This is a genomic window from Polaribacter haliotis (genome assembly GCF_014784055.1).
Classification (GTDB): domain Bacteria; phylum Bacteroidota; class Bacteroidia; order Flavobacteriales; family Flavobacteriaceae; genus Polaribacter; species Polaribacter haliotis.
This window is the reverse complement of record NZ_CP061813.1, coordinates 1,599,001-1,621,872: the sequence shown is the minus strand read 5'-3', so window position 1 is coordinate 1,621,872 and position 22,872 is coordinate 1,599,001. Positions and strand designations below refer to the sequence as shown.

Below are 22,872 nucleotides of genomic sequence, written 5' to 3'. Positions count from 1 at the left end.
TTGATTATGAAAATATTAGTCCAAATTTCTAGAATATTAGTAGGAGCCTTATTTATATTTTCAGGCTTTGTAAAATTGGTAGATCCTATTGGTTCTCAATACAAGTTTCAAGAATACTTTTCTGAAAGCGTTTTAAATATGGAATTTTTAATTCCTTATGCATTACCATTTGCAGTAATGTTGATTGTTGCAGAAATTCTTTTGGGAGTCATGATTTTAATTGGTTACAAACCAAAATTTACAGTTTGGAGTTTGCTAATTCTTACGTTGATTTTCTTATTTTTAACTTGGTATTCAGCTTTTTATAACAAAGTAACAGATTGTGGTTGTTTTGGAGATGCAATTAAATTAACGCCTTGGGAAACCTTTTATAAAAACGTAATTTTAATCGTTTTAATCCTTTTATTATTGATAAAGGTTGAATACATCAAACCAATTTTTAAAGGTAAAATTCCAAAAATAATTACATTTTTGTCTTTAGGAGTTTTCTTATTTATTGTACAACATGTATTAACACATTTGCCAATTATCGACTTTAGAGCGTATGCTGTTGGAAAAGATTTAAAAGAAGGAATGAAGTATCCAGAAGATGGAAGTATTCCTCCAGTGCACGATTTTATGTTGGAAGATGCACAGCAAGATTTAGCACCAATTTTATTGGAAAAAGAAAAAGTAATGTTAATCGCTGTTTATAATTTAGACAAAGCAGACAAAAGTGGTTTTCCTGCAATTAAAGAAATTGCAGAAAAAGCAATCGCAAAAGGATATACAGTTTATGGAGCATCTGCTTCTTTTACAGACGATTTATTATTAGTGCAAAAAAAGTATAATTTGCCTTTCGAGTTTTTGTTTTGTGATGAAACAACCATAAAAACAATGATTAGAGCAAACCCTGGAGTCATAATTTTAGACAAAGGAACCGTTACTCAAAAGAAAAATTGGGTAGATGTAGATGATTTAGAATTGTAAAATACTCCTATTTTCAACTTACAAAGGACTAATTCTTATTGCGTAGTTTATCTATTTCAGTAAGTGTTAGTCCTTTTTCTTTTTTAAAGAATATGTGTTTAGAGCTTCCAATAATTTGAGCAGCATAAATACCAGAATGTCCAGAAAATAAATAAGAAGTTATACAGGCCAATGCAATAAAAACGCCAGATTCTATTCCGAATAATTCGATACCCATAATTGTACAAGCAATTGGAGTATTAGTAGCTCCTGCAAAAACTGCAACAAAGCCCATTCCTGCTAATAATGGCATTGGCAAAGGAATAAACCAAATTAATACGTTTCCTAATGTTGCACCAATAAAGAATAATGGTGTTACTTCACCACCTTTAAAACCTGCTCCTAAAGTGAACGAAGTAAATAATAATTTCAGTAAAAAATCATAAGAATTTAAATCGATATTAAAAGCATCTACAATTGTTGGCACACCTAAACCAATATATTTTGTAGTTCCTATTAAATACCAAGTAATGGCTAGTATTGTTCCACCAATTACAGGACGAAGTGGAGGATATTTAATCGTTCTTTTGAATAAATTACCCCAAAAATGAGTTGATTTAGAAAATAGCATACTTACCAAACCAAAAATAATTCCTGCTAATAAAGACCATAAAACAGTTGCAGGTGTTAAATCTGCAACTCTTGAAATTGTATAGTGAGTATGATGAGAAATTTTCCAGAAATCACAAAAATAGTTGGCAAAAATTGCGGCTAAAAAACTCGGAATAATCGCATCAAATTTTATGCGTCCAATAATCATTACTTCCAAAGCAAAAATGGCACCAGCCAAAGGTGTTCCAAAAACAGATGCAAAACCAGCACTTATACCAGCAATTAATATAATTTTTCGATCTAAATTAGATAGTTTGAATATTTTTGTAAACTGATCTGCAATTGCGCCACCAATTTGTACAGCAGTTCCTTCACGACCTGCAGAACCTCCAAATAAATGTGTAAGAATGGTGCCTAAAAAAACTAAAGGGGCCATTTTAAAAGGAATTATTTTTTTAGGAGAATGGAATTCTTCCAGCAATAAATTGTTCCCTTTTACAACACTTTCGCCATAATAATGATAAGACAAACCAATGACTAAACCTGCAATTGGCAAAAATGCAATTATCCAAAGATTTGCTTCTCTATAATTTGTTGCCCATTCTAAAGTCCATAAAAATACTGCAGATGCACTTCCTGTAAAAGCACCAATAAGCAAACAGATAAAAGTCCATTTTAAAAGAAAAAGCAAAGAAAAGCTTTGCTCAAAGGAAAGAAAGAATCTTTTAATTTTATCCATATATGCAGCAAAAATAAACAATTAAAAGGAAAGATATTAAGTAGCTAAATATTCCTTTTTTTAAGATTTTGTTGTAACTTGTTTTCAAGTTATAAAATTAAAAAAATGAACGAATTTGTTACCTATACATCAGAAGAAAATTACGCAATAATAACTATCAAAAACGGAAAAGCAAACGCAATTTCTCACGAGGTTGTAGATGGTTTAAACGAAAATTTAAACAAAGCTAAAAAAGAAAATAAAGTAGTAATTCTTACTGGACAAAATGGAATATTTTCTGCAGGTTTCGATTTAAAAGTGATGACAAAATCACCTGAATCTGCCAAAGAATTGGTAACAAAAGGTTCTAAATTATCATTAAAAATGTTGTCTTTTCCTCAACCTATAATTGTAGCTTGTTCTGGTCATGCAATTGCGAAAGGGGCTTTTTTACTATTGTCTTCCGATTATAGAATTGGAGTAGAAGGCGATTTTAAAATTGGTTTAAATGAAGTAATGATTGGTATGACCATGCACAATGCAGGAATTGCGATTGCAAAAGCTCGTTTGTCTGAAGTGTATTTAAATAGAAGTGTAAATAACGCAGAAATTTACAATCCGAAACAAGCAATTGATGCTGGTTTTTTAGATTTAGTGGTTCCTGAAAGCCATTTATTACCAACTGCAATTAAAGTTGCTGGAATGTTTTCTAAACTTAACAAGAAAGCACATTCGGAAACGAAACTAAAAGTTAGAAAACAACATTTAGAGAATTTAGAAAAAGCGATTGAGTTGGATTTAGCAGGTGATATTTCTATAAACTCGTAATATATAGAGTTTGAAAACAAAACAAAATATATAAAATTATGTTGTAACTTTTAATTGTTTGTCATTTCGAATGCAATGAAGTTGAGAAATCTTTTTTCTTAATTTTATTTGAGATTTCTCCATAAAGTCGAAATGACATTTAGTATTTAATTTAACTTTAGGGAAAATAAAAAAGCGAACAAACAAGCTTAGCCCTGATTGAAACGACATCCTTTTTTTGTTTTTCTCAAAAAAAGATATAGTGGAAAGCAGGAAATAGCTACAAAAACTAATGTTTCTCAAAAACTTTAATTCCGGCTTTTATTTCTACATCCAAATGATTTTTTCTTGGTGTAAGTGGACAAGAATACTTGTCATTATAAGCACAGTAAGGGTTGTAGGTGTTGTTGAAATTTAATTCAACCGTATTTTCTTCGGAAATATCTGTTATCATTACATCCATATAACGCCCTCCACCATAAGAATCTTCGCCAGAAGTATCGTCTGTAAAAGGTAAAAATAAGTAATCTTTATACTTTTCGTCTCGCAAATCATCTTGACTTTGGTAAATAGTTAATTCTAAATCTTTACCCTTTAAAGTGAAGTTTAATTTGCCATATTCTTTATACAAAGGTTTTCTATCTGTGGTTGTTGCCATTTCAAAAGTTGGCGCATTTTCTGTTCGAGTCAATTTTGCAGTGACAATAAAAGTTGAATCTATTGGAAAGAAATCTAATCCTTTAAAATTCTTTAAATCTTTCTTTTTTAGTGGAGATTTCGATGCGTCTTTATAACTAGCATTCAATTCTTGTTGATATTCAGTTTCACCAACCAAAGCTCTTTTTCCTTGAGAGTTACAAGAAATTATCAATAATGAAGTGAATAATAGAACGAGTTTTTTCATCTTTTAATTTGGATTGAAACCTGGTGTTTTAGGTGTTGTTTGGTAATTCTGAATTAGTTTAGTAGATAATTCTTCAAATTGATTTGTTTCTGATAGTTGTTTTAATTGATTGGGGTCAAACCTTCCTTTTAGATAAATAACAGATGTTTTTGCTAATGTTGAATTAAAAATAATAGCTTGTGAAACGATATCTCCATTTTCTTTTACTGAAATAATTTTAGTTTTTTCTTCTGTATTTGTTCTTAATATATCTGTGAAATTTGAATTTGTTACCAAATTCATTTCACCAATTAATTGTGATTGTTTTTCTTTAGAAATATCATTAAAAGTGATGACTTTAAAGTCTCTAACATTCCCAAATAAATCATTAATTTCTGGAGAAATATTGGTTAATAATGCTCTCATAAAATTAGGGACTTGAAATGCAGTTACACCTAAATCGCTTTTATGGTCATTAAAAAAACTTTGAAAAGATTTTCCACTTCCACAAGAAAAAAGAAAAAGTGAAATACAAATTATGATGATATGTTTTTTCATAAATAATGATTATTGAAAACCAAAAATACAACTTTCAATTATTTTATGTAGATTTGATGCATCAATAAACCAGAAATGAAAAATGTCATTACAAACATTACCAAGCAATCGTGTGTTTCACGAAAAAGTCGGTATGTTTATATGTTTTGATGATATCTATATAAAATCAAACAGTTATAAAAAGTCCGACTTCACAGTCGGACTTTTTACTTTTACATGAATTCTGAATTTCGATTCAGCATTAATAAATCAACCAACCATGAATACTTTATTTAAAAACTACATTAATACTTTTAGAGGACTCTCTAAAGAAGTTTGGTGGCTTTCGTTAATAACTTTAATTAACAGAGCAGGAACAATGGTAATTCCGTTCTTGTCTTTATATCTAACAAAAAGTCTTAATTTTTCACTTTCTGATGTGGGTTGGATTATGTCTTTTTTTGGAATTGGTTCTTTGGTAGGAACTTGGTTAGGAGGTAAGTTGACAGATAAAATAGGGTATTATAAAGTGATGTTATTTAGTTTATTTCTAACCGGAATTTTCTTTGTTTTATTACAGTTTGCAACAACTTTTAATGAGTTTTGTCTAGGTATTTTTATAGTAATGTTGGTGGCAGATGCTTTTAGGCCAGCTATGTTTGTGGCTTTAAATGCGTACAGTAAACCAGAGAATAAAACACGTTCTGTAACTTTAATTCGTTTGGCAATTAATTTAGGATTTTCTGCTGGACCTGCAATTGGTGGAATTATAATTGTAAGTATTGGTTACCAAGGTTTGTTTTGGGTAGATGGAATTACATGTGCTTTAGCAGGAATTTTATTGTTGAATGTTTTGCACCCTAAAAAAGCAAGAATTTTAGATAAGGTTAAAGTAGAGAATCCAGTTTCTGCTTACAAAGACAAAGCTTTTTGGGTGTTTTTTATAGCGATGTTTATTTTCGGATTTACCTTTTTACAATATTTCTCTACAATGCCTTTATACTATAAAGACGTTAGAATGTTGTCTGAATTAGAGATAGGTTTACTAATGGGATTCAATGGGTTTTTCATTTTTGTTTTTGAAATGCCATTAATTAAATGGTTAGAAAATCCAAAAAATTCGAAAATTAAATTAGTTGCAATTGGTTTGTTTTTAGTCGCAATTAGTTTTACAATTTTAAATGCAACTTCTTGGTTCGGAATTTTGTTAATAGGAATGTTGTTAATGACTGTAGGAGAAATGATTGCTTTTCCGTTTTCAAATGCTTTTGCAGTGGAAAGAGCAAAGAAAGGAAACCAAGGAGAATATATGGCTTTGTATGCGATAGCGTTTTCATTATCGCATATTTTTAGTCATAATTCTGGAATGCAAATGGTAGATAAATTTGGTTTTGAATTTACTTTGAATGTATTAACAGTTTTAGCACTTATTGGTGTTTTTATTCTGTTAATTCTAGTTACGATTTTAAAGAAAGAAAAAGAATATCAATCGAAATAAGAAATATTTTCTCGAACATAATCGATTGTTAATTGAACAATATCATCTTCGTATTTTTCAAATTGAAGATCTAAATCGTCCCATAAATCGATATTAGATTCCTTTTGCATGAGAATTCCTTGTCGGATTTTTATGTTTTTTGGAACAGGAATTTCTGGGAATAAGAAGATGGCTTTCGTTAAAATATCTACGGTTTTTTCTGCTTTTATAGCTAAATAAGCTTGAAAAATTTCATGTGTAAATTGCCCTGAAGAACTAAAAAAGAATTGAATAAAACCACCTTCAGTAACATTTTGTTCTAAAATATCAATGTAAATAAAGTTTTTTTCAAACTCGTTTAAATTTTCGAAATTATCTCTTTCAGGAATTTTCTTCCCAATGATTTCTCCAATTCGAGTAATTTTTTCTGAATCGTCATTTAAAAGTAAAGCAATTTCTGTTGAAGTCATTTTAGTTGAATTTCTTTACACGTTTTAAATTCATTCCTTTAATCATCCAATTTGGTAATGGTTTTTTAGGATTTCTATTTTTTAGGTTGATGTTTATTCCCAACTTTTTAATCAACGGTACTTTATGAGTTTCTATAAATTCGATTAAAGTTCCATCAAAATCTTCAATATAACCCCAATGTCCATTTGCTTCTCCCATATCAAAAGATTCGGAACTAATTACTTGAAAAGGAACTCCTTTTTGTTCACATTCATTTTTAAGTGTATCCATATTTCTAATATCAAAACATAAGTGAATGTAGCCTAAATCTCCCCAATATCTATCTTCAAAAATTTTATCTGGTGTGTTTTCTAAAGATTGAATCAATTCAATTTGGCTATCTCCAAACAATTTGGCAAAACCACCAACTCTTTTTTCTGAATGAGAAAGCAGGATTCTTCTAAACTTCTTATCACCATTATTAAGGGTTTTTAAATCTTCAAAAACCCCAGTTTTATCAAACTCAATTTTGTCATAACCTAAAATATCTTTGTATAATTTTAGAGAAGTTTCAATATTAGAAACTCCAATGGATGTTCCATAAATGCCTCCAACATCAAGTTTTTTATTATCGTAAAAAGAATTAAATTCTTTAATTTTTAGAATATTATCAAACGGGTCTTTTAAATAAAAACTCTTTCCATTATCTGGTTCTGTAGAAATTTTAGAAATAATATTTTCATTTAATTGCTTTAGCCTATCAAACGTTTTAGAAATATTTTTCGTTTTTATGATTGAGAACTGAATTCCTAAATCGCCCAATTTAAAAGGGTTTTTAGGTTTAGAAGGTTTTCTATTGGTGTATTGCCAAATTTCATAACCACCACCACCTTGCATGTTTAAAGCCAACAAAGCTCTCTTTTTTCGAGATTTTCCACCCATATATTTTGCCATATATGTAGCTTCGTTGTTATCATCAAAAATTAAAGCATCTGCACCTAAAGTTTTTGCATACCATTTAAAAGCTTTGTCTGCATTTTCAACACCAATTCCTATTTGTTGAATTCCGTAAATTAGTTTTTCTGTCATTTATAAATACCCTAATTTTTATTTTTCAATTCTCTTTTTCTCATGGGCATTCCATCTATTAATGCAAATAATTTATTAGATTTTAAAACTGAATTTTGTTCCAATTTAATACCACCATCCAAACCAATTAAAAGAACTTTAAAAGACTTTAAATTATGTACGTATTTTTTATACAAAGAGTTTGATTTTTGCCAATTTTCTTTAAAATTGAAGTTATAAACATCTTTAGAAAATCGATATACAAGTATTTTTATTTCTAATAGTTCTTTTTTGTGTTCTTGAAGAATTAAGGTTTGGTTTTTAAATTCAGAACTATTTACATTATCAGTATAAACCAATAGAACCCTATTTTTCCATTGGTGTTTATTAATGTCTTGACTAAAAGAAATAAATGTAATAAATAAAAAAAGAATCGTTGTAAATCTCATAATAAATAAAGGTCTTGTTAATTAATTAACAAGACCTTTTAAAGTTTTTTTCTGTTATTCAACAGATTTTTTAAAAGCATCTTTTCCACCAACAATAGGAATAGTAATTGTTGTACCTTCTAAATCTACAGTTAGTTCTGTACCTGGCTTTGGTAATAAAGTATATTCAGAATCACTAGAGAAAATCATTAAACCAATTTGTTGTCCTTTTTTAATAATTTGATCATCTGGTTGTAATTCGAAAGTCATTTCGTAAAATTTCCCTTTTTTAAGTGGTTTACTTTTAGTTAATGATTTATAGTTTTGTAAATCTGCCCAACCACGTGTAATAATATTGTCTGTAATTTTTGTGTTTCTCCCAGAATTCCAAGGTAAAGAAACTAAATAGACAGATAAGTTTACCGCTTTCTTAGAACTTGCTGCTTTTATAGTTATTGTAGATAAACCAGAAATATGAACATCTTCTTTTAAAATTGGAGTTACATATAATAAACGATGGTTTGTATAATCTGCCTTTGCTAGAGATTCTGCAGAGAAAGAATAGTTATCTACCAATGTTTCTTTTTCTTTTGAACCTAATTTATTAAGTTGTAAACTTCCAACACTTGGAGCTCCAGAACCTAAATAAAAAGTTACGTTTTCTGCTTTGGGGTTTGGATATGCAGCGTAAGCAGTTGGTTCGTTTTGTTTGTCATTCTCTCTAACAATCCAAGCTTTTGCATCATTTTCTACTCCATTATCAACACCAAATAAATAATGCGTAAACCAACGATTCATCATTTTCATTGGAGGTGGTCCTCCATGTCCATTTTGGTGATAATAAACCTGAGTTGGTAAACCCATATCTGTAGCTTTTTTATAAATTCTATAACTATGTTCTGGCATTACGTTCCAATCGTTAAAACCATGAGACATTAACAAAGCTGCTTTCATTGGTTTCATGTCATTTATATAATCTCTTCCAGCCCAAAAATCGTTATAATCTCCAGAAAGTCTGTCCATTCCATTTGCCATTTCTGTATCACGAACAATTTTGTTATTCCTGGCTCTATTTTCTTCTTTTCCACTATGAATAAAATCGTATAAAACATCAATATCTTCTCCTAAATAACCTCCAGGAGAACGCACTAAGCCATTAGAACGATAATAATGATAATAAGAAGTATTAGGTGCAACAGGAATAATTGCTTCTAAACCATCAACACCAGTTGTGGCAGCTGCTAAAGGAATGGTTCCATTATAAGAAGTTCCTGTCATACCTACTTTTCCTGTAGTCCAATATGCTTTCACTTCTTCATTCCCTTCTCTTTCAGAAAACCCTTTTGCACGACCATTTAACCAATCGATTACTGCTTTTGGTGCTAAAGATTCGTTGTCTCCACCAACTGTTGGAGAACCGTCAGACAGACCAGTTCCTGGAGAAGAAGAGTGTACAACAATATAGCCTCTTGGTACCCAAGTTCTAATTTGAGAATTCGATATAATTGGTCTTTTTCCTCTTCTAATTACACTTGGATGCACAGGATTAGGAACTCTTTCTCCTAACTCATGTTTTACATTCCAGAATAATTCTCTTCCTCCTGCAGCAACTCCAGAATAATAAGGACTCGATTCGTAAACTACAGGTAATTTTAAACCTTCGGTTTCTGTTTGTGCTGGTCTTGTTACATCTACATGCATTCTGTCTAATTTTCCATCTCCATCAGTGTCAAAAGTAGTTTCTACCCATAAATCATGACGAATCCATTTACTAGAATCTTTAAAGCCATCTACAATTTGTGCTTCTCCATCTTTAAAAAAGGGTGTTGTTTTTTCTTGTGCGTTTATTTGCGAGATAAAAGCAAATAAAAAAATTAAAATTGTTTTTTTCATTTCTTATAGTTTGATATTTATTTTAATACAGAAAATTCAATTGTAGAATCTGTAAAAACTGTGTGTGTTTGCGTTTTAAAATCTTTTTCGTCTGCTTTGTAAATGTTATCTACATACGTTTGCGGATTCAAATCGATTAAAGGAAACCAAGTACTTTGGACTTGAATCTGTAATTTATGACCTTTTTTAAACGTATGAAAAACATCTTGTAACTTTATATTTACATCTGTTTTTTTGTTTGGAGTAAATGGTTCTGGGTTTTCGAAACTATTTCTAAAACGTCCACGTAAAACTTCACTTCTAACCATTAAATGATAATTACTCATTTTTAAATGATCTTGTAGTTTGTCATTTTCTTTATCAGTTTCAATTTCTGAAGGATGCACATCAATCACCTTCACAATCCAATCTGCTGCAGTTCCTGTAGTTGCTACTTTTAGTTTTGCCAAAATATCTCCAGCCAATGTGTAATCTTCCGTTAAAATATCCATTTCAAAAACCAAAACATCTGGTCTTCTTGCCGCAAAACGTTGGTCATCTGTCATGTATTTTCTTGGTGTAAAAACCGTTTTAATATCTTCAGAATAAGGAACAGGACGTTTTACATCACTAATAAAATCGATTTTTTTAGTGAATTTTCCATTATGAGTCTTTTTTAATTCTTGGTCAGAATTTAAGAAAAATGATTCTTTTTCAACATTTTTTGGAGGCCAAGCATCGTAACTTTTCCATTCTTTTTTACCAGAATCAAAAACATACGCTTCAGGCAAACCAGAATTTTTATCTCCATTTCCTTTTAAGAAATGATTAAAGAATTTGGTTTCAATATTTTTTTGAAAATTTAAAGAAATTGAATCTCCAAAATAATAATTACCAACATAATTTTTTACAGTATTTCTTGCCCATTTTCCATGATCCCAAGGTCCAAAAACAAGCGTGTTGTAATTTCCTTTTCCATGTTTTTCTATTCCTTTATAAGTCTCTAAAGGGCCATATAAATCTTCAGCATCAAACCAACCACCAACAACCATGGTTGCTACAGTAGATGGTACTTTGTCCATATGTTGTATAATTCCTTTACTTTTCCAAACCGAATCGTAATTTGGGTGTTCAGTAATTTCTTTCCAGAAATAATCGTCAATTCTATCTTTATTTTCAGCAGTTTTTACGTCTAATTTATCATACTGAAAATATTCATTCAAGTTTTTTAAAGGACCTTTATCCAAGAAAAACTGATATTGATCTTGCGAATTCATCTTCGGAAAAGAATACCAAGCAGAATCTGTTGGTGTGTCTTTATATGTTCCAAAAAGTGAAATCGCTCTAAAATAACTCAATAAAAATGCTCCATTATGATGAAAATCATCAAAGAAAAAATCGCCAATACAAGCTTGTGGAGAAGCCGCTTTTAATGCAGGATGTGCATCTATTGTAGAAACTGTTGCATAATGTCCAGGATAAGAAATTCCCCAAGTTCCAACATTTCCGTTGTTGTTTTCTACGTTTTTTACCAACCAATCAATCGTGTCATACGTATCAGAAACTTCATCAGATTCGTTTTCTTTTTTATTCGGAATATAAGCACGCATATTATCATACACACCTTCACTCATCCATCGTCCACGCACATCTTGGTACACCACAATATTTCCTTCTTTCATTAAATGAACATTTGGGCCAATTTTGGTTTTCATTTTTCCTTCTCCATAAGGTGCAGAACTATAAGGAGTTCTCTGCATTAAAATCGGGTATTTTTTAGAAGTATCTTTAGGAGAATAAATGGTTGTGTAGAGCTTTGTACCATCTCTCATTGTAATATTTACCTCTTTTTTCGTGTAATTATCGGCAACATACGTATCTTTTTTATCTTCTTTTTCCTTTGTAGGATTACAAGAACTGAAAAGAAATAGACTAAAAATGGTTAAAAGGAGAACTTTTTTCATGTTAAGTTAAATTAGTTTGGCATAAATCTACGAAACTAAAAAGAGTTGTGTAAAATTCTTTTGTTAAAATGAATTCTATTTTTATTAGAAGCTATTTCCAGCTTTACGTTATATCTTTTTGTGAAAAACAAAAAGGATGCCACTTCAATCTGGGCTAAACCTGTTTGCAAACTATTAAGAGTTAGAATAATTACGGTATTTTAAAAGAATTTATAAGCTAAAAATATCTAAAACTCAATGATTTTAGATATTTAAAAAAGGAAACACTAATTTTGTGAAAAACATTTTAGAAGATGAATAAATTCCTTTACATAATAGGTTTAATGCTGTTTATTGGTTGTGTTTCCAAAGTTGAAGACAAAAAAAGTACAACAGTAGAAAAAACGTTTCCAAAATTAGAAAAAGACAGATACAATGTTGCTTTCCTAATTATGGATGGGACTTTTAATACAGAACTAACTGCACCTTTTGATATTTTTCAGCATACTATTTTTAGAAAAAGTATAAAGTCGATGAATGTTTTTACTGTAGCAAATACAGACAAACCAATTACTACTTTCGAAGGAATGCGAATTCTACCTGACTTTAATTATTTAAAAGATAGTTTACCAAAAATCGATATTTTAGTAGTTCCATCTGCAGAGCATCATTTAGATTCCGATTTAGAAGACAAAGCTATGATTGACTTTGTGCAAAAAGTAGATAAAGAAGCAATTTACGTTACCTCTCATTGCGATGGCGCATTTGTTTTGGCAAAAGCAGGATTATTAAAAGACAAAGTTTCCACAACTTTCCCAAGTGATATTGACAAAATGAGAGAAATGTTCCCAACATTAGATATTAGAAAAGACGTTTTATTTGTCCATGATGGAAAATATATAACGTCTGCTGGAGGCGCAAAATCTTTTGAAGCGGCTTTGTATTTATGTGAATTTTTATACGGTAAAGAAGTAGCAAAATCGTTGGCTGGTGGTTTGGTTATAGATTGGAATATAGATACTGTTCCTCATTTGATTGTTGAGTAATTTTTGACTTAGAAATAATGATAATAGTTAGCAAACAAGTATAGCCCAGATTGAACGGTTTGTTTGAGCTCTTTTTTATTCTTTTTTGAATAAAAAAAGCGAGTAGTGAAAGCTGGAAATAGCTTCAAAAAAATATAAAACTTAATTTAATATTTCTGGTTCACTTTTCTGAATTAAACGTTTTTTTCAAATAAAATTCTCGTATTTTTGCAAACTATGCAAGAAACAAATAAACATCAATTAACAGACTGGTTGCCAACAACAAACAAGGAAGTAAAAATTCGTGGTTGGGAGGAATTGGACGTGATTTTATTTAGTGGAGATGCGTATGTGGATCATCCGTCATTTGGGCCAGCTGTAATTGGAAGAATTTTAGAAAGTTACGGTTTAAGAGTGGCAATTGTGCCTCAACCTAGTGTGAATGATAACTTGCAAGATTTCGAAAAATTAGGGAAACCAAGATTGTTTTTTGGTGTAACTGGTGGTTGTATGGATCCTATGGTTTCTAACTATACTGCAAGCAAAAAAAGACGTGACAAAGATGCGTACACACCTAATGGTGATAAAGGTTTTAGACCTGATTATGCAACTTCGGTTTATTCGAAAATATTAAAAGAAAAATTCCCAGAAGTGCCAGTTTTAATTGGTGGTATTGAAGCTTCTTTAAGACGTGTAACACATTACGATTATTGGTCTGATAAGTTGTTGCCAACGATTTTAGAAACGTCTAAAGCTGACATGTTAGTTTATGGAATGGGTGAACAACCTTTGCGTGAAATTGTAGAATTATTGCAAAAAGGAGTTCCTTTTTCGAGTTTAAAAAACATAAAACAAACAGCTGTTTTTATTGATACAAAAACAGAAAAAATGCCGGTTGTAAATGATTGGGAAGATGTAACAATCAACTCTCATGAGGCGTGTTTAAAAGATAAAAAAACGTTTGCTTCTAACTTTAAAACGATTGAACAAGAATCGAATAAATTAAAAGCAAGAAGAATTTTACAAGAAGTTGCTGGAAAAACGTTGATGATAAATCCGCCTTTTCCTACAATGACAGAAAAGGAAATTGATGGTTCTTTCGATTTGCCTTTTACACGTTTACCACATCCAAAATATAACAAGCGTGGGCCAATACCTGCGTTTGAAATGATAAAATTCTCGATAAATATTCATAGAGGATGTTTTGGTGGTTGTAGTTTTTGTACAATTTCGGCACATCAAGGAAAATTTATTGCGAGTAGAAGTCAGGAATCGGTTTTAAAAGAAATTGATAAAGTGGCAAATATGCCAGATTTTAAAGGCTATTTATCCGATATTGGTGGACCTTCTGCCAACATGTATCAGATGAAAGGGAAAGTACAATCTATTTGCGACAAATGTGTTGCGCCAAGTTGTATTTCGCCAGTGATTTGTTCTAATTTAGATACTTCTCACAAACCATTAACGGAATTATATCAAGCTGTTGATAAGCATCCGAAAATTAAAAAATCTTTTATTGGAAGTGGAATTAGACATGATATGTTGGTGCCAGAATTCAATAAAAACGCAGACCCAAAAGAGTTGGATGCATACACAGAAGAAGTAATGACAAAACACGTTTCTGGTCGTTTAAAAGTAGCACCAGAACATACTTCTGACCCCGTTTTAAAATTGATGCGTAAACCTTCTTTTAAATATTTTCACATGTTTAAAGAGCGTTTTGATAAGATAAATATCAAGAAGAAATTAAACCTTCAATTGATTCCTTATTTTATATCAAGCCATCCTGCAAGTGAAGTAGAAGATATGGCAAATTTGGCAGCTGAAACAAAAGATATGGGTTTTCAACTGGAACAAGTTCAGGGTTTTACGCCAACTCCAATGACAGTTGCAACTGTTATTTATTATTCAGGATATCATCCTTATACTTTAAAACCAACTAAAACTCCAAAAACAAAAAAGGAGCGTGAAGACCAACATAAATTTTTCTTTTGGTATAAAAAAGAAAACAAAGATTGGATTCGTAACACGTTAAATAAAGTTGGTAGACAAGACTTGCTTCAAAAATTATTGCCTGAAAATAATTCTTGGAAAAAGAATAAAAAAGCAAAAGAAACTAAAAATACTTTTGATGATGCTGTGCCTTTTAATAGAAGGAAAAAGAAGGTGAGTAGAGCTCCTAAAAGGAGGAGATAAAAAGGCTTTTTTCGTTAATACATTTATGGGATCTATTTTGCTAAAAAAAAATAATTTTTATTGAATTTACTTAAAAGTAAAAGAAATTCATGTTAAAACGAAGCCACAGATTTCTCTAGTGCAATAAAATGAGTCGTTTTTTTGCTATATAAAGGGAATATTTTCAACTCGCATTTATAAGGAGTTTTGTCTTTTTTGTAGTTGATAATTACATCAGAAAATGGGGTGTTTTTTGCGATTTTATTTCGAATTCTCTTTTTAGTTTCTAATGAGGTTTCTTCACCTTGAAGAAAAGTAGGCGATTTTTTTAAGGCGAAATTCTTTGTAAAACCAGTCATTTTTGTAAAACCTTCATTTACCCAAACAATATTTTGATTAATATCTGTAATTACAATTGCCTCAAACTTTTGGTCTTTAAATAAGTTTTCAAAATTATTTTTCCAATCGAATTTAGAAGCCAATTCTTTTACATGATTGATATCACTTTTGTTGTCTAGAAGTTCCATTTCCGAAGAAAAATAGTTGTTATAAAAATCGAAGCTAAGTAAAGGTAGTTTTTTAGAATCTGTAGGTGTAATAGATTCTTTAATAGCGTTATAATCTGAAGTTTCTTGAGAAGATAAAAATAAATCTAAACACATCATATTTGCCAGTTTATTTTTCATGGAACTTTAATTTTATCAAAATTTATAGAGCGAAACTACTAAAATTAAGGCAATGTATATAGAAATAAGAACTAATTATCTGTTAATTGCAAACTTTGCAATCTGCTTTATCTTGAATTTCCCCAACTAAATTTCCTTCTTCATTCATTACAAAACCACAACAATCCATAAAACCTTGTGCGATTAATTTTCGTGCTCTTTGAATTTGAGATTTTGTAGTAGGTAAGGTTTGCTTTAATTGATCTGCAACTTCTTGTTGTTTCAAGCCTTTTATGTCGGATAAAAATAAAGGAGTTCTATATTTCTTTGGAAGTGTATTTAAAATACCACGCAAACAATCTTCTTCAGTATGTTCATTTTTTATTATTTCTGAAGCAGTTTCAGTTTCAAAATTTGCAATTTCTACAGTTTTATTATTTGCTCTCCAATAATTTAATATTGAATTTCGAGCAATCGTAAAACACCAAGATTTTAGTTTACTTTCATCTTTTAAAGTATGCAGTTTTGTGTGAATTTTCAAAAAAGTGTCTTGTAAAAGATCATCAGCAATTGTTTTGTTCTTCACTTTGCTGATGATAAATTTTTGTAAATCTAAATGATGTTTTGTCCAAACTTGGTTTGTGGTCATTTCTTATTTTTGTTTTTGTCACCTTGAGCAAAGTCGAAAGGTCTTTTTATTGTAAAGATTTCTCGACTTCACTCGAAATGACAAAATATTAACAATTACAATTACTACAAGTACAGTTTGTGCACGTACAATTTTTACAATCCCCAGTTTTGCAACCTTCACAGTTACAAGTACATTCATTTTTATAATTTTTCATCTTAATTAATTTTAATGTTCATATAGTAGACTACCAAATTTTAAAAAAGATGCAAAAAAATATATTTATTTTGATTTCACTCCCGTAAAATGATCTGATTTCACCTTAAACAAGACATTAAAAGTGGTTAAACTTCCATAAATTCTGGTGATATACTGTTGCAAATCAATTTTATCTTGGTCATCTAAAGTTTTACTTGAATTTATTTTTTGTTCCATTACACGAATTCGATCTCTTACCATAACAATTTTATGAAAAAATGTGTCAATAGGAATTTCTTTGTTTGATAAACTTGAATCTGCAGGTTGCATAATTAATGTTCCTTTTTTCCATTTGTCTGCTATTGGTGCAATTTCTGTAACATCAGACCATTGTCTTAAAATCTTTTTAAGACTACTTTCTACATCCATAAAAGAAACGGAATCTACTTCATTTTCAACTGCTTCGATTGTTTCAAATTCGTCATTTAAAGGAATTGTTTCCAATCCGTTTTCTTGAAAAGTTACCCAATATTGTTTGTTATCTACATTTGTTACGACTCCAAAACCATAATTAGTATGATTAATTCTTGAGCCTATTCCTAATAATTTCATTGGTTTAGTAATTTAATTTTTTTAGTATAATTCTTATGTATAAAATTTGAGAAAACAAATCAAATTTGTTTAAATAAAGATAATAAATCTATCAATAACATTTTATTATTTATATTTCAATAATTATTGAAAGTTTGAAAATACAGCATAAATAAAATTATTTCTCACTTTTTCTTCAATAATATATTTTTAACGATTTACTTCCAATAAAATAAATAATATGGAAATCAACATAAAAGAAAACTGGCAAAAAATAAGAACTCATTTTAGCAAATCATTTGGAGCAAATATGCACGTTTCTATTGCGTCTGTAAATAAAGAAAATCAACCAACAGTAACACCAATTGGTTCTTTGTTTTTAAATGATAATCAGACTGGTTTTTATTTTGAAAAGTTTGCGACAAAACTAAAATCAAACGAAAAAGCGAATAAAAACATTTGTGTATTGGCAGTAAATAGTAGCAAATGGTTTTGGTTAAAATCATTATTCAAAATGAAGTTTGATGAGTATGCAGGAGTAAAACTATATGGAGAATTAGGCATAAAAAGAGAAGCAACAGAAAAAGAAGCACGAGCTTTTCAGAGAAGAGTAAGACAAACAAAAAGATTAAAAGGAAGTAAATATTTATGGCAAGATATGTGTGAGATAAGAGAAATAAAGTTTACGAAAGCAGAGAAAATAAATTTAGGAAAAATGACTAAAGAAAATTAAAAGAACATGAGTTTTTTAAAAGCAGAATGGAGAAAGTTAATCATGGCGAATTATGAAGTACAGCCAGAAATATTACAAAAATATGTTCCAAAAGGAACAGAAATAGACACTTTCGAAGGAAAATGTTATGTAAGTTTAGTCGGTTTTATGTTTATGAATACACGATTATTAGGCATAAAAGTTCCTTTTCATATTAATTTTGAAGAGGTTAATCTACGTTTTTATGTAAAAAGAAAAGTAGAAGGTGGAGTAAAAAGAGGTGTGGTTTTCATTAAAGAAATTGTGCCAAAACGAATGCTTACTTTTGTGGCGAATGTATTTTATAACGAGCATTATCAAACTTTACCCATGAAACATTCTTGGAATATAGATACTAATAAAATGGATATTTCTTATGAATGGAAAGTGAATAACAAATGGGAAAAAGTTTCAGTAGAAGCAGAAACAAAATCTCAAAAAATAGAAGAGAATTCACAAACAGAATTTATTGCAGAACACTATTGGGGATATTCCAAAATGAACGATAATAAAACTACAGAATACGAAGTAAAACACCCAACTTGGGAATATTACCCAGTTACAAAACACGAAATTCAAGTAGATTTTGAAGCCAATTATGGAACAGATTTTGGCTTTTTAAATAATAAAAAACCAAGTTCAGTACTATTGTTAGAAGGTTCTGAAGTTTCTGTTGAAAACAAAGTTGTTTTTAAAAATTAGTAGGCCTTTCAAAATTGCGTAGTTTTGCGACTCAAAAAATAAAAATGAAAAGAAAATCAATTGTAATAATAGCCTTTTTAATAGCAATAGTTAGTTTATCTTCTTGTAAAGTAAACAAACAATATGTACAATATATCTCTAAAAAAGAAAATATAAAAACACCAGAGACGAAGAAAGTAATTGTTTTTGCAACAGACGATGTAAGAGTAAATGAGTTCAAAAAAACATTTGAGAAAAATTTCCCGGAAAAAGGAGATTTCGCTTTAGACTTTATGACGCAATTCTCTAAAAAAGGACTTGCCAATAATCTTTTTTCTAAAATTTTAATAGATAGCAATAGTTTTAAATACGAAGACGTAAACACAGAAAATTCTGACTATGTAATTTACTTTTCAAATTTCGAAATTGCGAACAGAGTAGAGTGGAATAATGTTGGAGGAATGGGAATGAATGGAGTAGGGATGAACAATACAACTTCTGTTGAGTATTGTGTTATAAATGTAAAAGTAGAAATTTATGATGCAAATAATGGCAAAGAAATTTTAGATTTTGTGGTTATTGGTGAAGAATCCGTTTTTATGTTTGATTTTACTAAAACATTAAATAAAGCAAAAGAAAGAGCTGTAGAGCATATTATTAATTACTTGAAATCTGGTAAAACAGAATATAAGAAGTATTAAAATTTGAAACTAAATAAAACCAAAATCCGCACAATTTGTGCGGATTTTTTGGTTATTTTTTAAAAATTATAAGGTTTAGTTTTATAGAAATAAGTGAATTTTACAAGTATAACAACTATAAGGTCCCTCTGAAATGGCGGGATAAGCGATTCACACAAGATTCTTAATAGAATTTTGGTTTTCCTTAGATACTCTCTTTCGCGAGCATAAGCGACTTCTAAAAATTTTGCTTTTGCAAAATTAAGAGTCTGCTTACATATTCCTCCTATACTGCCCACCAACTTTAAACAAAGCTTCCGTAATTTGCCCTAGAGAACAAACTTTGGTTGCTTCCATCAACTTATCAAATAAATTTTCATTTTGAATGGCCGCTTCTTGTAAAATTGCAATTTGTTCCACAACTTTATTAGGGTTCGCTTTGTTCAATAATTCTTTTGTCTGAATTTGAAACTGCTTTTCTTCTTCAGTAGCACGTATAACTTCTGCTGGCTGAACTGTTGGCGAACCTTTAGAACTTAAAAATGTATTTACACCAATTATTGGAAATTTTCCATTGTGTTTCAATGTTTCATAATACAAACTTTCTTCCTGAATTTTAGAACGTTGATACATCGTTTCCATCGCTCCTAAAACGCCTCCACGTTCTGTAATTCTATCGAATTCTGCTAAAACCGCTTCTTCTACTAAATCCGTTAATTCTTCAATAATAAATGCACCTTGAATCGGGTTTTCGTTTTTCGTTAAACCTAATTCTTTGTTGATGATTAATTGAATTGCCATTGCTCTTCTTACAGATTCTTCAGTGGGTGTTGTAATCGCTTCATCATACGCATTTGTGTGTAGAGAATTACAATTATCGTTAATGGCATACAAAGCTTGTAGCGTAGTTCTAATATCATTAAAATCAATTTCTTGCGCGTGTAAAGAACGTCCAGAAGTTTGAATATGATACTTTAACATTTGTGCTCTAGAGTTGGCTCCGTATTTATTTTTCATCGCTTTTGCCCAAATTTTTCGAGCAACTCGTCCAATTACTGAATATTCTGGGTCAATTCCGTTGGAAAAGAAAAAAGATAAGTTAGGTCCGAATTTATTAATATCCATTCCACGACTTAAATAATATTCTACGTAGGTAAATCCGTTGGATAATGTTAATGCTAATTGCGTAATTGGATTTGCGCCAGCTTCAGCAATATGATACCCAGAAATAGAAACTGAATAAAAATTACGAACTTGTTTTTCAATGAAATACTCTTGCACATCACCCATCAATCTTAAAGCAAATTCCGTAGAAAAAATACAAGTATTTTGTGCCTGATCTTCCTTTAAAATATCCGCTTGTACAGTTCCCCTAACTTGCGCTAAAGTGTCTTTTTTTATTTGTTGATAAACTTCTGAAGGTAAAACCAAATCTCCAGTTAAACCTAACAATAGTAAACCTAAGCCATTATTTCCTTCAGGTAAATTCCCTTGATAAACAGGTCTGTCTAAACCTTTAGATTCGTAGATTTCTTTAAATTTTGCTTCAACTTGTTTTTCTAATTTATGCTCAATAATGTATTTCTCACAATTCTGATCAATAGCTGCATTCATAAAAAAACCTAATAGCATTGGTGCTGGGCCATTAATCGTCATCGAAACAGAAGTCATATGATGACTTAAATCAAAACCAGAATACAATTTTTTAGCATCATCTAAACAACAAATTGAAACACCTGCATTTCCAATTTTACCATAAATATCTGGTCTGTGTCCAGGATCATTTCCATATAAAGTAACAGAATCGAAAGCTGTAGAAAGACGTTTTGCGTCCATTCCTAAACTCACATAATGAAATCTGCGATTTGTTCTTTCTGGGCCACCTTCACCAGCAAACATTCTTGTTGGGTCTTCTCCAGTTCTTTTAAAAGGATACAAACCTGCTGTAAAAGGGAATTCTCCAGGAACATTTTCTTGTAAATTCCAGTGTAATAAATCTCCCCAAGCTTGGTATTTTGGTAAGGCAACTTTCGGAATTTGCGAATGAGAAAGTGACTCGCTATGAGTTTCTATCTTTATCTCTTTATCACGAACTTTAAAGGTATAAATTGGGTCTTTATATTTCTGAACTTTTTCAGCCCAGTTTAAAATGATTTCCCAATTTAAAGGATCGAAATTCAGTTTTACTTTTTCGAATTGTGCTAATAATAATTTGATAAATTCTTTTTCTTCAGTAGCTGTTTTCTCTAAAATAGCATCTTCATTTAATCCTGTTTTAGTGATTTCAACATAAGAATTTAGAATAGATTCTATCGTTTGATGAATTCCATATAATTTTTGAGCAACTACAACTTGGTCGTTTACCTTCTTGTCATATGCTCTGTTGTTCTCTGCAATTTCAGACAAATAACGAACTCTACTTGGTGGAATTACAAATATCTTTTCAGACATTTCTTTAGTAATTTCCATAGAAGATTTTAAATCGACATTGGTTTTTTCGACCAATTTATCCATAATACGTTTGTACAACGTATTCATTCCTGGATCGTTAAATTGAGAAGCAATTGTACCATAAACTGGCATATCGTCCATATGAACATCCCACAAATTATTGTTGCGCATGTATTGCTTTTTCACATCTCTAACTGCATCTAAAGCACCACGTTTGTCGAACTTATTAATTGCCACTAAATCTGCAAAATCCAACATATCAATTTTCTCTAATTGTGTTGCAGCACCAAATTCTGGTGTCATTACATATAAAGAAGTATCTGAATGTTCTATAATTTCGGTGTCCGATTGTCCAATTCCAGAAGTTTCTAAAATTATTAAATCGAATTCTGCAGCTTTTAAAACCTGAATTGCTTCGTTTACATATTTAGACAAGGCAAGATTAGACTGACGAGTTGCCAAAGAACGCATATAAACACGTTCGTTATTAATCGCATTCATACGAATTCTGTCTCCTAAAAGTGCTCCACCCGTTTTTCTTTTTGACGGGTCTACAGAAATTAATCCAATAGTTTTTTCAGGGAAATCAATTAAAAAACGTCTAACCAATTCATCCACTAAAGAAGATTTTCCTGCTCCACCAGTTCCTGTAATCCCTAAAACTGGGGTAGAAGCCCCTTTTAATTTCCCCAAAGGGGAAAAAAGCCTGTCGAATTCTGTATGTTGATTTTCTGCAAAAGAAATTAATCTTGCAATTGTATTTATGTTTTTTTCTTTTAAAGAGTTCTTTAGTTCCTTCCCTTTGGGAAGGATTAAGGATGGGCTTGGGAAATCAGATTGTTTTACCAAATCATTTATCATTCCTTGTAAACCTAAGGCACGTCCATCATCTGGAGAATAAATTCTGGTAATTCCATAATCCATTAATTCCTTAATTTCTTCAGGAAGAATTACGCCTCCACCACCACCAAAAATTTTGATGTGAGTTGCACCTCTTTCTTGCAATAAATCGAACATATATTTAAAATACTCATTATGTCCTCCTTGATAAGAAGTAATCGCAATCGCATTTGCATCTTCTTGAATGGCGCAATTCACTACTTCTTCAACGCTTCTGTCATGACCTAAATGAATCACTTCAACTCCAGTAGATTGTATAATTCTACGCATAATATTAATTGCGGCATCATGTCCGTCAAATAATGCTGCTGCAGTTACAATTCTTACTTTATGTGTAGGTTTATATGGTTTTATTTGCTCCATTCGTAATAAATGTTTGATTTT

The 22,872-nt window shown here is 30.5% G+C and carries 20 protein-coding genes; 8 read left to right on the top strand and 12 right to left on the bottom strand.

What is annotated here, in order from left to right; all coding sequences use genetic code 11:
• Window positions 1-6 precede the first annotated feature (6 nt).
• Window positions 7-969 (top strand): BT_3928 family protein, encoded by a 963-nt coding sequence (locus tag H9I45_RS06835; protein ID WP_176397580.1) that lies wholly within the window; start codon window positions 7-9, stop codon window positions 967-969.
• A gap of 28 nt (window positions 970-997) precedes the next feature.
• On the opposite strand, the gene H9I45_RS06830 is transcribed toward H9I45_RS06835, so the two are convergent.
• On the bottom strand, window positions 998-2,299 hold the full coding sequence (locus H9I45_RS06830) for a voltage-gated chloride channel family protein (RefSeq protein ID WP_088354605.1): 1,302 nt from the start codon (window positions 2,297-2,299) through the stop codon (window positions 998-1,000).
• 105 nt (window positions 2,300-2,404) lie between these two features.
• On the opposite strand from H9I45_RS06830, the gene H9I45_RS06825 reads away from it, so the two are divergent.
• The gene (locus H9I45_RS06825; RefSeq protein ID WP_088354604.1) at window positions 2,405-3,106 is read left to right on the top strand and encodes a crotonase/enoyl-CoA hydratase family protein; all 702 of its coding nucleotides are present in this window, start codon (window positions 2,405-2,407) and stop codon (window positions 3,104-3,106) included.
• A gap of 268 nt (window positions 3,107-3,374) precedes the next feature.
• Here the strand turns inward: H9I45_RS06825 and H9I45_RS06820 are convergent, their stop codons facing one another.
• Window positions 3,375-3,989, bottom strand: coding sequence for a DUF1684 domain-containing protein (locus H9I45_RS06820; protein WP_088354603.1), 615 nt, complete (start codon window positions 3,987-3,989; stop codon window positions 3,375-3,377).
• Between the two features lie 3 nt (window positions 3,990-3,992).
• Window positions 3,993-4,526 (bottom strand): DUF4252 domain-containing protein, encoded by a 534-nt coding sequence (locus tag H9I45_RS06815; protein ID WP_088354602.1) that lies wholly within the window; start codon window positions 4,524-4,526, stop codon window positions 3,993-3,995.
• A gap of 259 nt (window positions 4,527-4,785) precedes the next feature.
• On the opposite strand from H9I45_RS06815, the gene H9I45_RS06810 reads away from it, so the two are divergent.
• Window positions 4,786-6,003, top strand: coding sequence for an MFS transporter (locus tag H9I45_RS06810; protein ID WP_088354601.1), 1,218 nt, complete (start codon window positions 4,786-4,788; stop codon window positions 6,001-6,003).
• On the opposite strand, the gene H9I45_RS06805 is transcribed toward H9I45_RS06810, so the two are convergent.
• From H9I45_RS06805 to H9I45_RS06785, 5 genes are read right to left on the bottom strand one after another with little or no spacing between them, the layout of a single operon-like run.
• On the bottom strand, window positions 5,991-6,452 hold the full coding sequence (locus H9I45_RS06805) for a DMP19 family protein (protein WP_088354600.1): 462 nt from the start codon (window positions 6,450-6,452) through the stop codon (window positions 5,991-5,993). The genes H9I45_RS06810 and H9I45_RS06805 overlap by 13 nt on opposite strands.
• A gap of 1 nt (window position 6,453) precedes the next feature.
• A complete protein-coding gene (locus H9I45_RS06800; protein ID WP_088354599.1) occupies window positions 6,454-7,521 on the bottom strand; it encodes a VOC family protein in 1,068 nt (355 codons plus the stop codon).
• An 11-nt stretch (window positions 7,522-7,532) separates the two neighbouring features.
• A complete protein-coding gene (locus tag H9I45_RS06795; protein ID WP_088354598.1) occupies window positions 7,533-7,949 on the bottom strand; it encodes a DUF4174 domain-containing protein in 417 nt (138 codons plus the stop codon).
• 54 nt (window positions 7,950-8,003) lie between these two features.
• Window positions 8,004-9,821 (bottom strand): Xaa-Pro dipeptidyl-peptidase, encoded by a 1,818-nt coding sequence (locus tag H9I45_RS06790; RefSeq protein ID WP_088354597.1) that lies wholly within the window; start codon window positions 9,819-9,821, stop codon window positions 8,004-8,006.
• A 17-nt stretch (window positions 9,822-9,838) separates the two neighbouring features.
• Entirely contained in the window at window positions 9,839-11,764 is a 1,926-nt protein-coding gene (locus H9I45_RS06785) for a CocE/NonD family hydrolase (protein ID WP_088354596.1), read from the bottom strand.
• Window positions 11,765-12,057: 293 nt separating this feature from the next.
• On the opposite strand from H9I45_RS06785, the gene H9I45_RS06780 reads away from it, so the two are divergent.
• On the top strand, window positions 12,058-12,789 hold the full coding sequence (locus H9I45_RS06780; RefSeq protein WP_088354595.1) for a DJ-1/PfpI family protein: 732 nt from the start codon (window positions 12,058-12,060) through the stop codon (window positions 12,787-12,789).
• Between the two features lie 216 nt (window positions 12,790-13,005).
• Complete coding sequence (locus H9I45_RS06775) at window positions 13,006-14,964, top strand: YgiQ family radical SAM protein (RefSeq protein WP_088354594.1); 1,959 nt, start codon at window positions 13,006-13,008, stop codon at window positions 14,962-14,964.
• Between the two features lie 92 nt (window positions 14,965-15,056).
• Here H9I45_RS06775 and H9I45_RS06770 read toward each other — a convergent pair whose 3' ends face one another.
• From H9I45_RS06770 to H9I45_RS06760, 3 genes are all read right to left on the bottom strand, one after another.
• Window positions 15,057-15,629 (bottom strand): PAS domain-containing protein, encoded by a 573-nt coding sequence (locus tag H9I45_RS06770; protein WP_088354593.1) that lies wholly within the window; start codon window positions 15,627-15,629, stop codon window positions 15,057-15,059.
• Window positions 15,630-15,711: 82 nt separating this feature from the next.
• The gene (locus H9I45_RS06765; RefSeq protein ID WP_088354592.1) at window positions 15,712-16,257 is read right to left on the bottom strand and encodes a sigma-70 family RNA polymerase sigma factor; all 546 of its coding nucleotides are present in this window, start codon (window positions 16,255-16,257) and stop codon (window positions 15,712-15,714) included.
• 261 nt (window positions 16,258-16,518) lie between these two features.
• On the bottom strand, window positions 16,519-17,046 hold the full coding sequence (locus H9I45_RS06760; protein WP_088354591.1) for a DUF8685 domain-containing protein: 528 nt from the start codon (window positions 17,044-17,046) through the stop codon (window positions 16,519-16,521).
• A gap of 220 nt (window positions 17,047-17,266) precedes the next feature.
• Between H9I45_RS06760 and H9I45_RS06755 the strand changes: the two genes are divergently transcribed.
• Genes H9I45_RS06755 through H9I45_RS06745 form a run of 3 tightly spaced genes read left to right on the top strand, consistent with a single transcriptional unit; the run spans window position 17,267 to window position 19,158 of the window.
• Window positions 17,267-17,758 carry a pyridoxamine 5'-phosphate oxidase gene (locus H9I45_RS06755; RefSeq protein ID WP_088354590.1) on the top strand — a complete coding sequence of 164 codons (492 nt, stop codon included), beginning with the start codon at window positions 17,267-17,269 and terminating at the stop codon, window positions 17,756-17,758.
• 6 nt (window positions 17,759-17,764) lie between these two features.
• On the top strand, window positions 17,765-18,478 hold the full coding sequence (locus tag H9I45_RS06750) for a YqjF family protein (protein ID WP_088354589.1): 714 nt from the start codon (window positions 17,765-17,767) through the stop codon (window positions 18,476-18,478).
• A gap of 44 nt (window positions 18,479-18,522) precedes the next feature.
• Window positions 18,523-19,158, top strand: coding sequence for a hypothetical protein (locus H9I45_RS06745; protein WP_088354588.1), 636 nt, complete (start codon window positions 18,523-18,525; stop codon window positions 19,156-19,158).
• Window positions 19,159-19,410: 252 nt separating this feature from the next.
• On the opposite strand, the gene H9I45_RS06740 is transcribed toward H9I45_RS06745, so the two are convergent.
• Window positions 19,411-22,851, bottom strand: a complete 3,441-nt coding sequence (locus tag H9I45_RS06740; RefSeq protein ID WP_088354587.1) for a methylmalonyl-CoA mutase family protein — start codon at window positions 22,849-22,851, stop codon at window positions 19,411-19,413.
• Between the last annotated feature and the right edge of the window lie 21 nt (window positions 22,852-22,872).

Excerpts from the sequence above, each read along its gene's own strand:
- H9I45_RS06835 (WP_176397580.1), top strand. The coding sequence starts at position 7 with ATGAAAATATTAGTCCAAATTTCTAGAATATTAGTAGGAGCCTTATTT.
- H9I45_RS06830 (WP_088354605.1), bottom strand. The coding sequence starts at position 2,299 with ATGGATAAAATTAAAAGATTCTTTCTTTCCTTTGAGCAAAGCTTTTCT.
- H9I45_RS06825 (WP_088354604.1), top strand. The coding sequence starts at position 2,405 with ATGAACGAATTTGTTACCTATACATCAGAAGAAAATTACGCAATAATA.
- H9I45_RS06820 (WP_088354603.1), bottom strand. The coding sequence starts at position 3,989 with ATGAAAAAACTCGTTCTATTATTCACTTCATTATTGATAATTTCTTGT.
- H9I45_RS06815 (WP_088354602.1), bottom strand. The coding sequence starts at position 4,526 with ATGAAAAAACATATCATCATAATTTGTATTTCACTTTTTCTTTTTTCT.
- H9I45_RS06810 (WP_088354601.1), top strand. The coding sequence starts at position 4,786 with ATGAATACTTTATTTAAAAACTACATTAATACTTTTAGAGGACTCTCT.
- H9I45_RS06805 (WP_088354600.1), bottom strand. The coding sequence starts at position 6,452 with ATGACTTCAACAGAAATTGCTTTACTTTTAAATGACGATTCAGAAAAA.
- H9I45_RS06800 (WP_088354599.1), bottom strand. The coding sequence starts at position 7,521 with ATGACAGAAAAACTAATTTACGGAATTCAACAAATAGGAATTGGTGTT.
- H9I45_RS06795 (WP_088354598.1), bottom strand. The coding sequence starts at position 7,949 with ATGAGATTTACAACGATTCTTTTTTTATTTATTACATTTATTTCTTTT.
- H9I45_RS06790 (WP_088354597.1), bottom strand. The coding sequence starts at position 9,821 with ATGAAAAAAACAATTTTAATTTTTTTATTTGCTTTTATCTCGCAAATA.
- H9I45_RS06785 (WP_088354596.1), bottom strand. The coding sequence starts at position 11,764 with ATGAAAAAAGTTCTCCTTTTAACCATTTTTAGTCTATTTCTTTTCAGT.
- H9I45_RS06780 (WP_088354595.1), top strand. The coding sequence starts at position 12,058 with ATGAATAAATTCCTTTACATAATAGGTTTAATGCTGTTTATTGGTTGT.
- H9I45_RS06775 (WP_088354594.1), top strand. The coding sequence starts at position 13,006 with ATGCAAGAAACAAATAAACATCAATTAACAGACTGGTTGCCAACAACA.
- H9I45_RS06770 (WP_088354593.1), bottom strand. The coding sequence starts at position 15,629 with ATGAAAAATAAACTGGCAAATATGATGTGTTTAGATTTATTTTTATCT.
- H9I45_RS06765 (WP_088354592.1), bottom strand. The coding sequence starts at position 16,257 with ATGACCACAAACCAAGTTTGGACAAAACATCATTTAGATTTACAAAAA.
- H9I45_RS06760 (WP_088354591.1), bottom strand. The coding sequence starts at position 17,046 with ATGAAATTATTAGGAATAGGCTCAAGAATTAATCATACTAATTATGGT.
- H9I45_RS06755 (WP_088354590.1), top strand. The coding sequence starts at position 17,267 with ATGGAAATCAACATAAAAGAAAACTGGCAAAAAATAAGAACTCATTTT.
- H9I45_RS06750 (WP_088354589.1), top strand. The coding sequence starts at position 17,765 with ATGAGTTTTTTAAAAGCAGAATGGAGAAAGTTAATCATGGCGAATTAT.
- H9I45_RS06745 (WP_088354588.1), top strand. The coding sequence starts at position 18,523 with ATGAAAAGAAAATCAATTGTAATAATAGCCTTTTTAATAGCAATAGTT.
- H9I45_RS06740 (WP_088354587.1), bottom strand. The coding sequence starts at position 22,851 with ATGGAGCAAATAAAACCATATAAACCTACACATAAAGTAAGAATTGTA.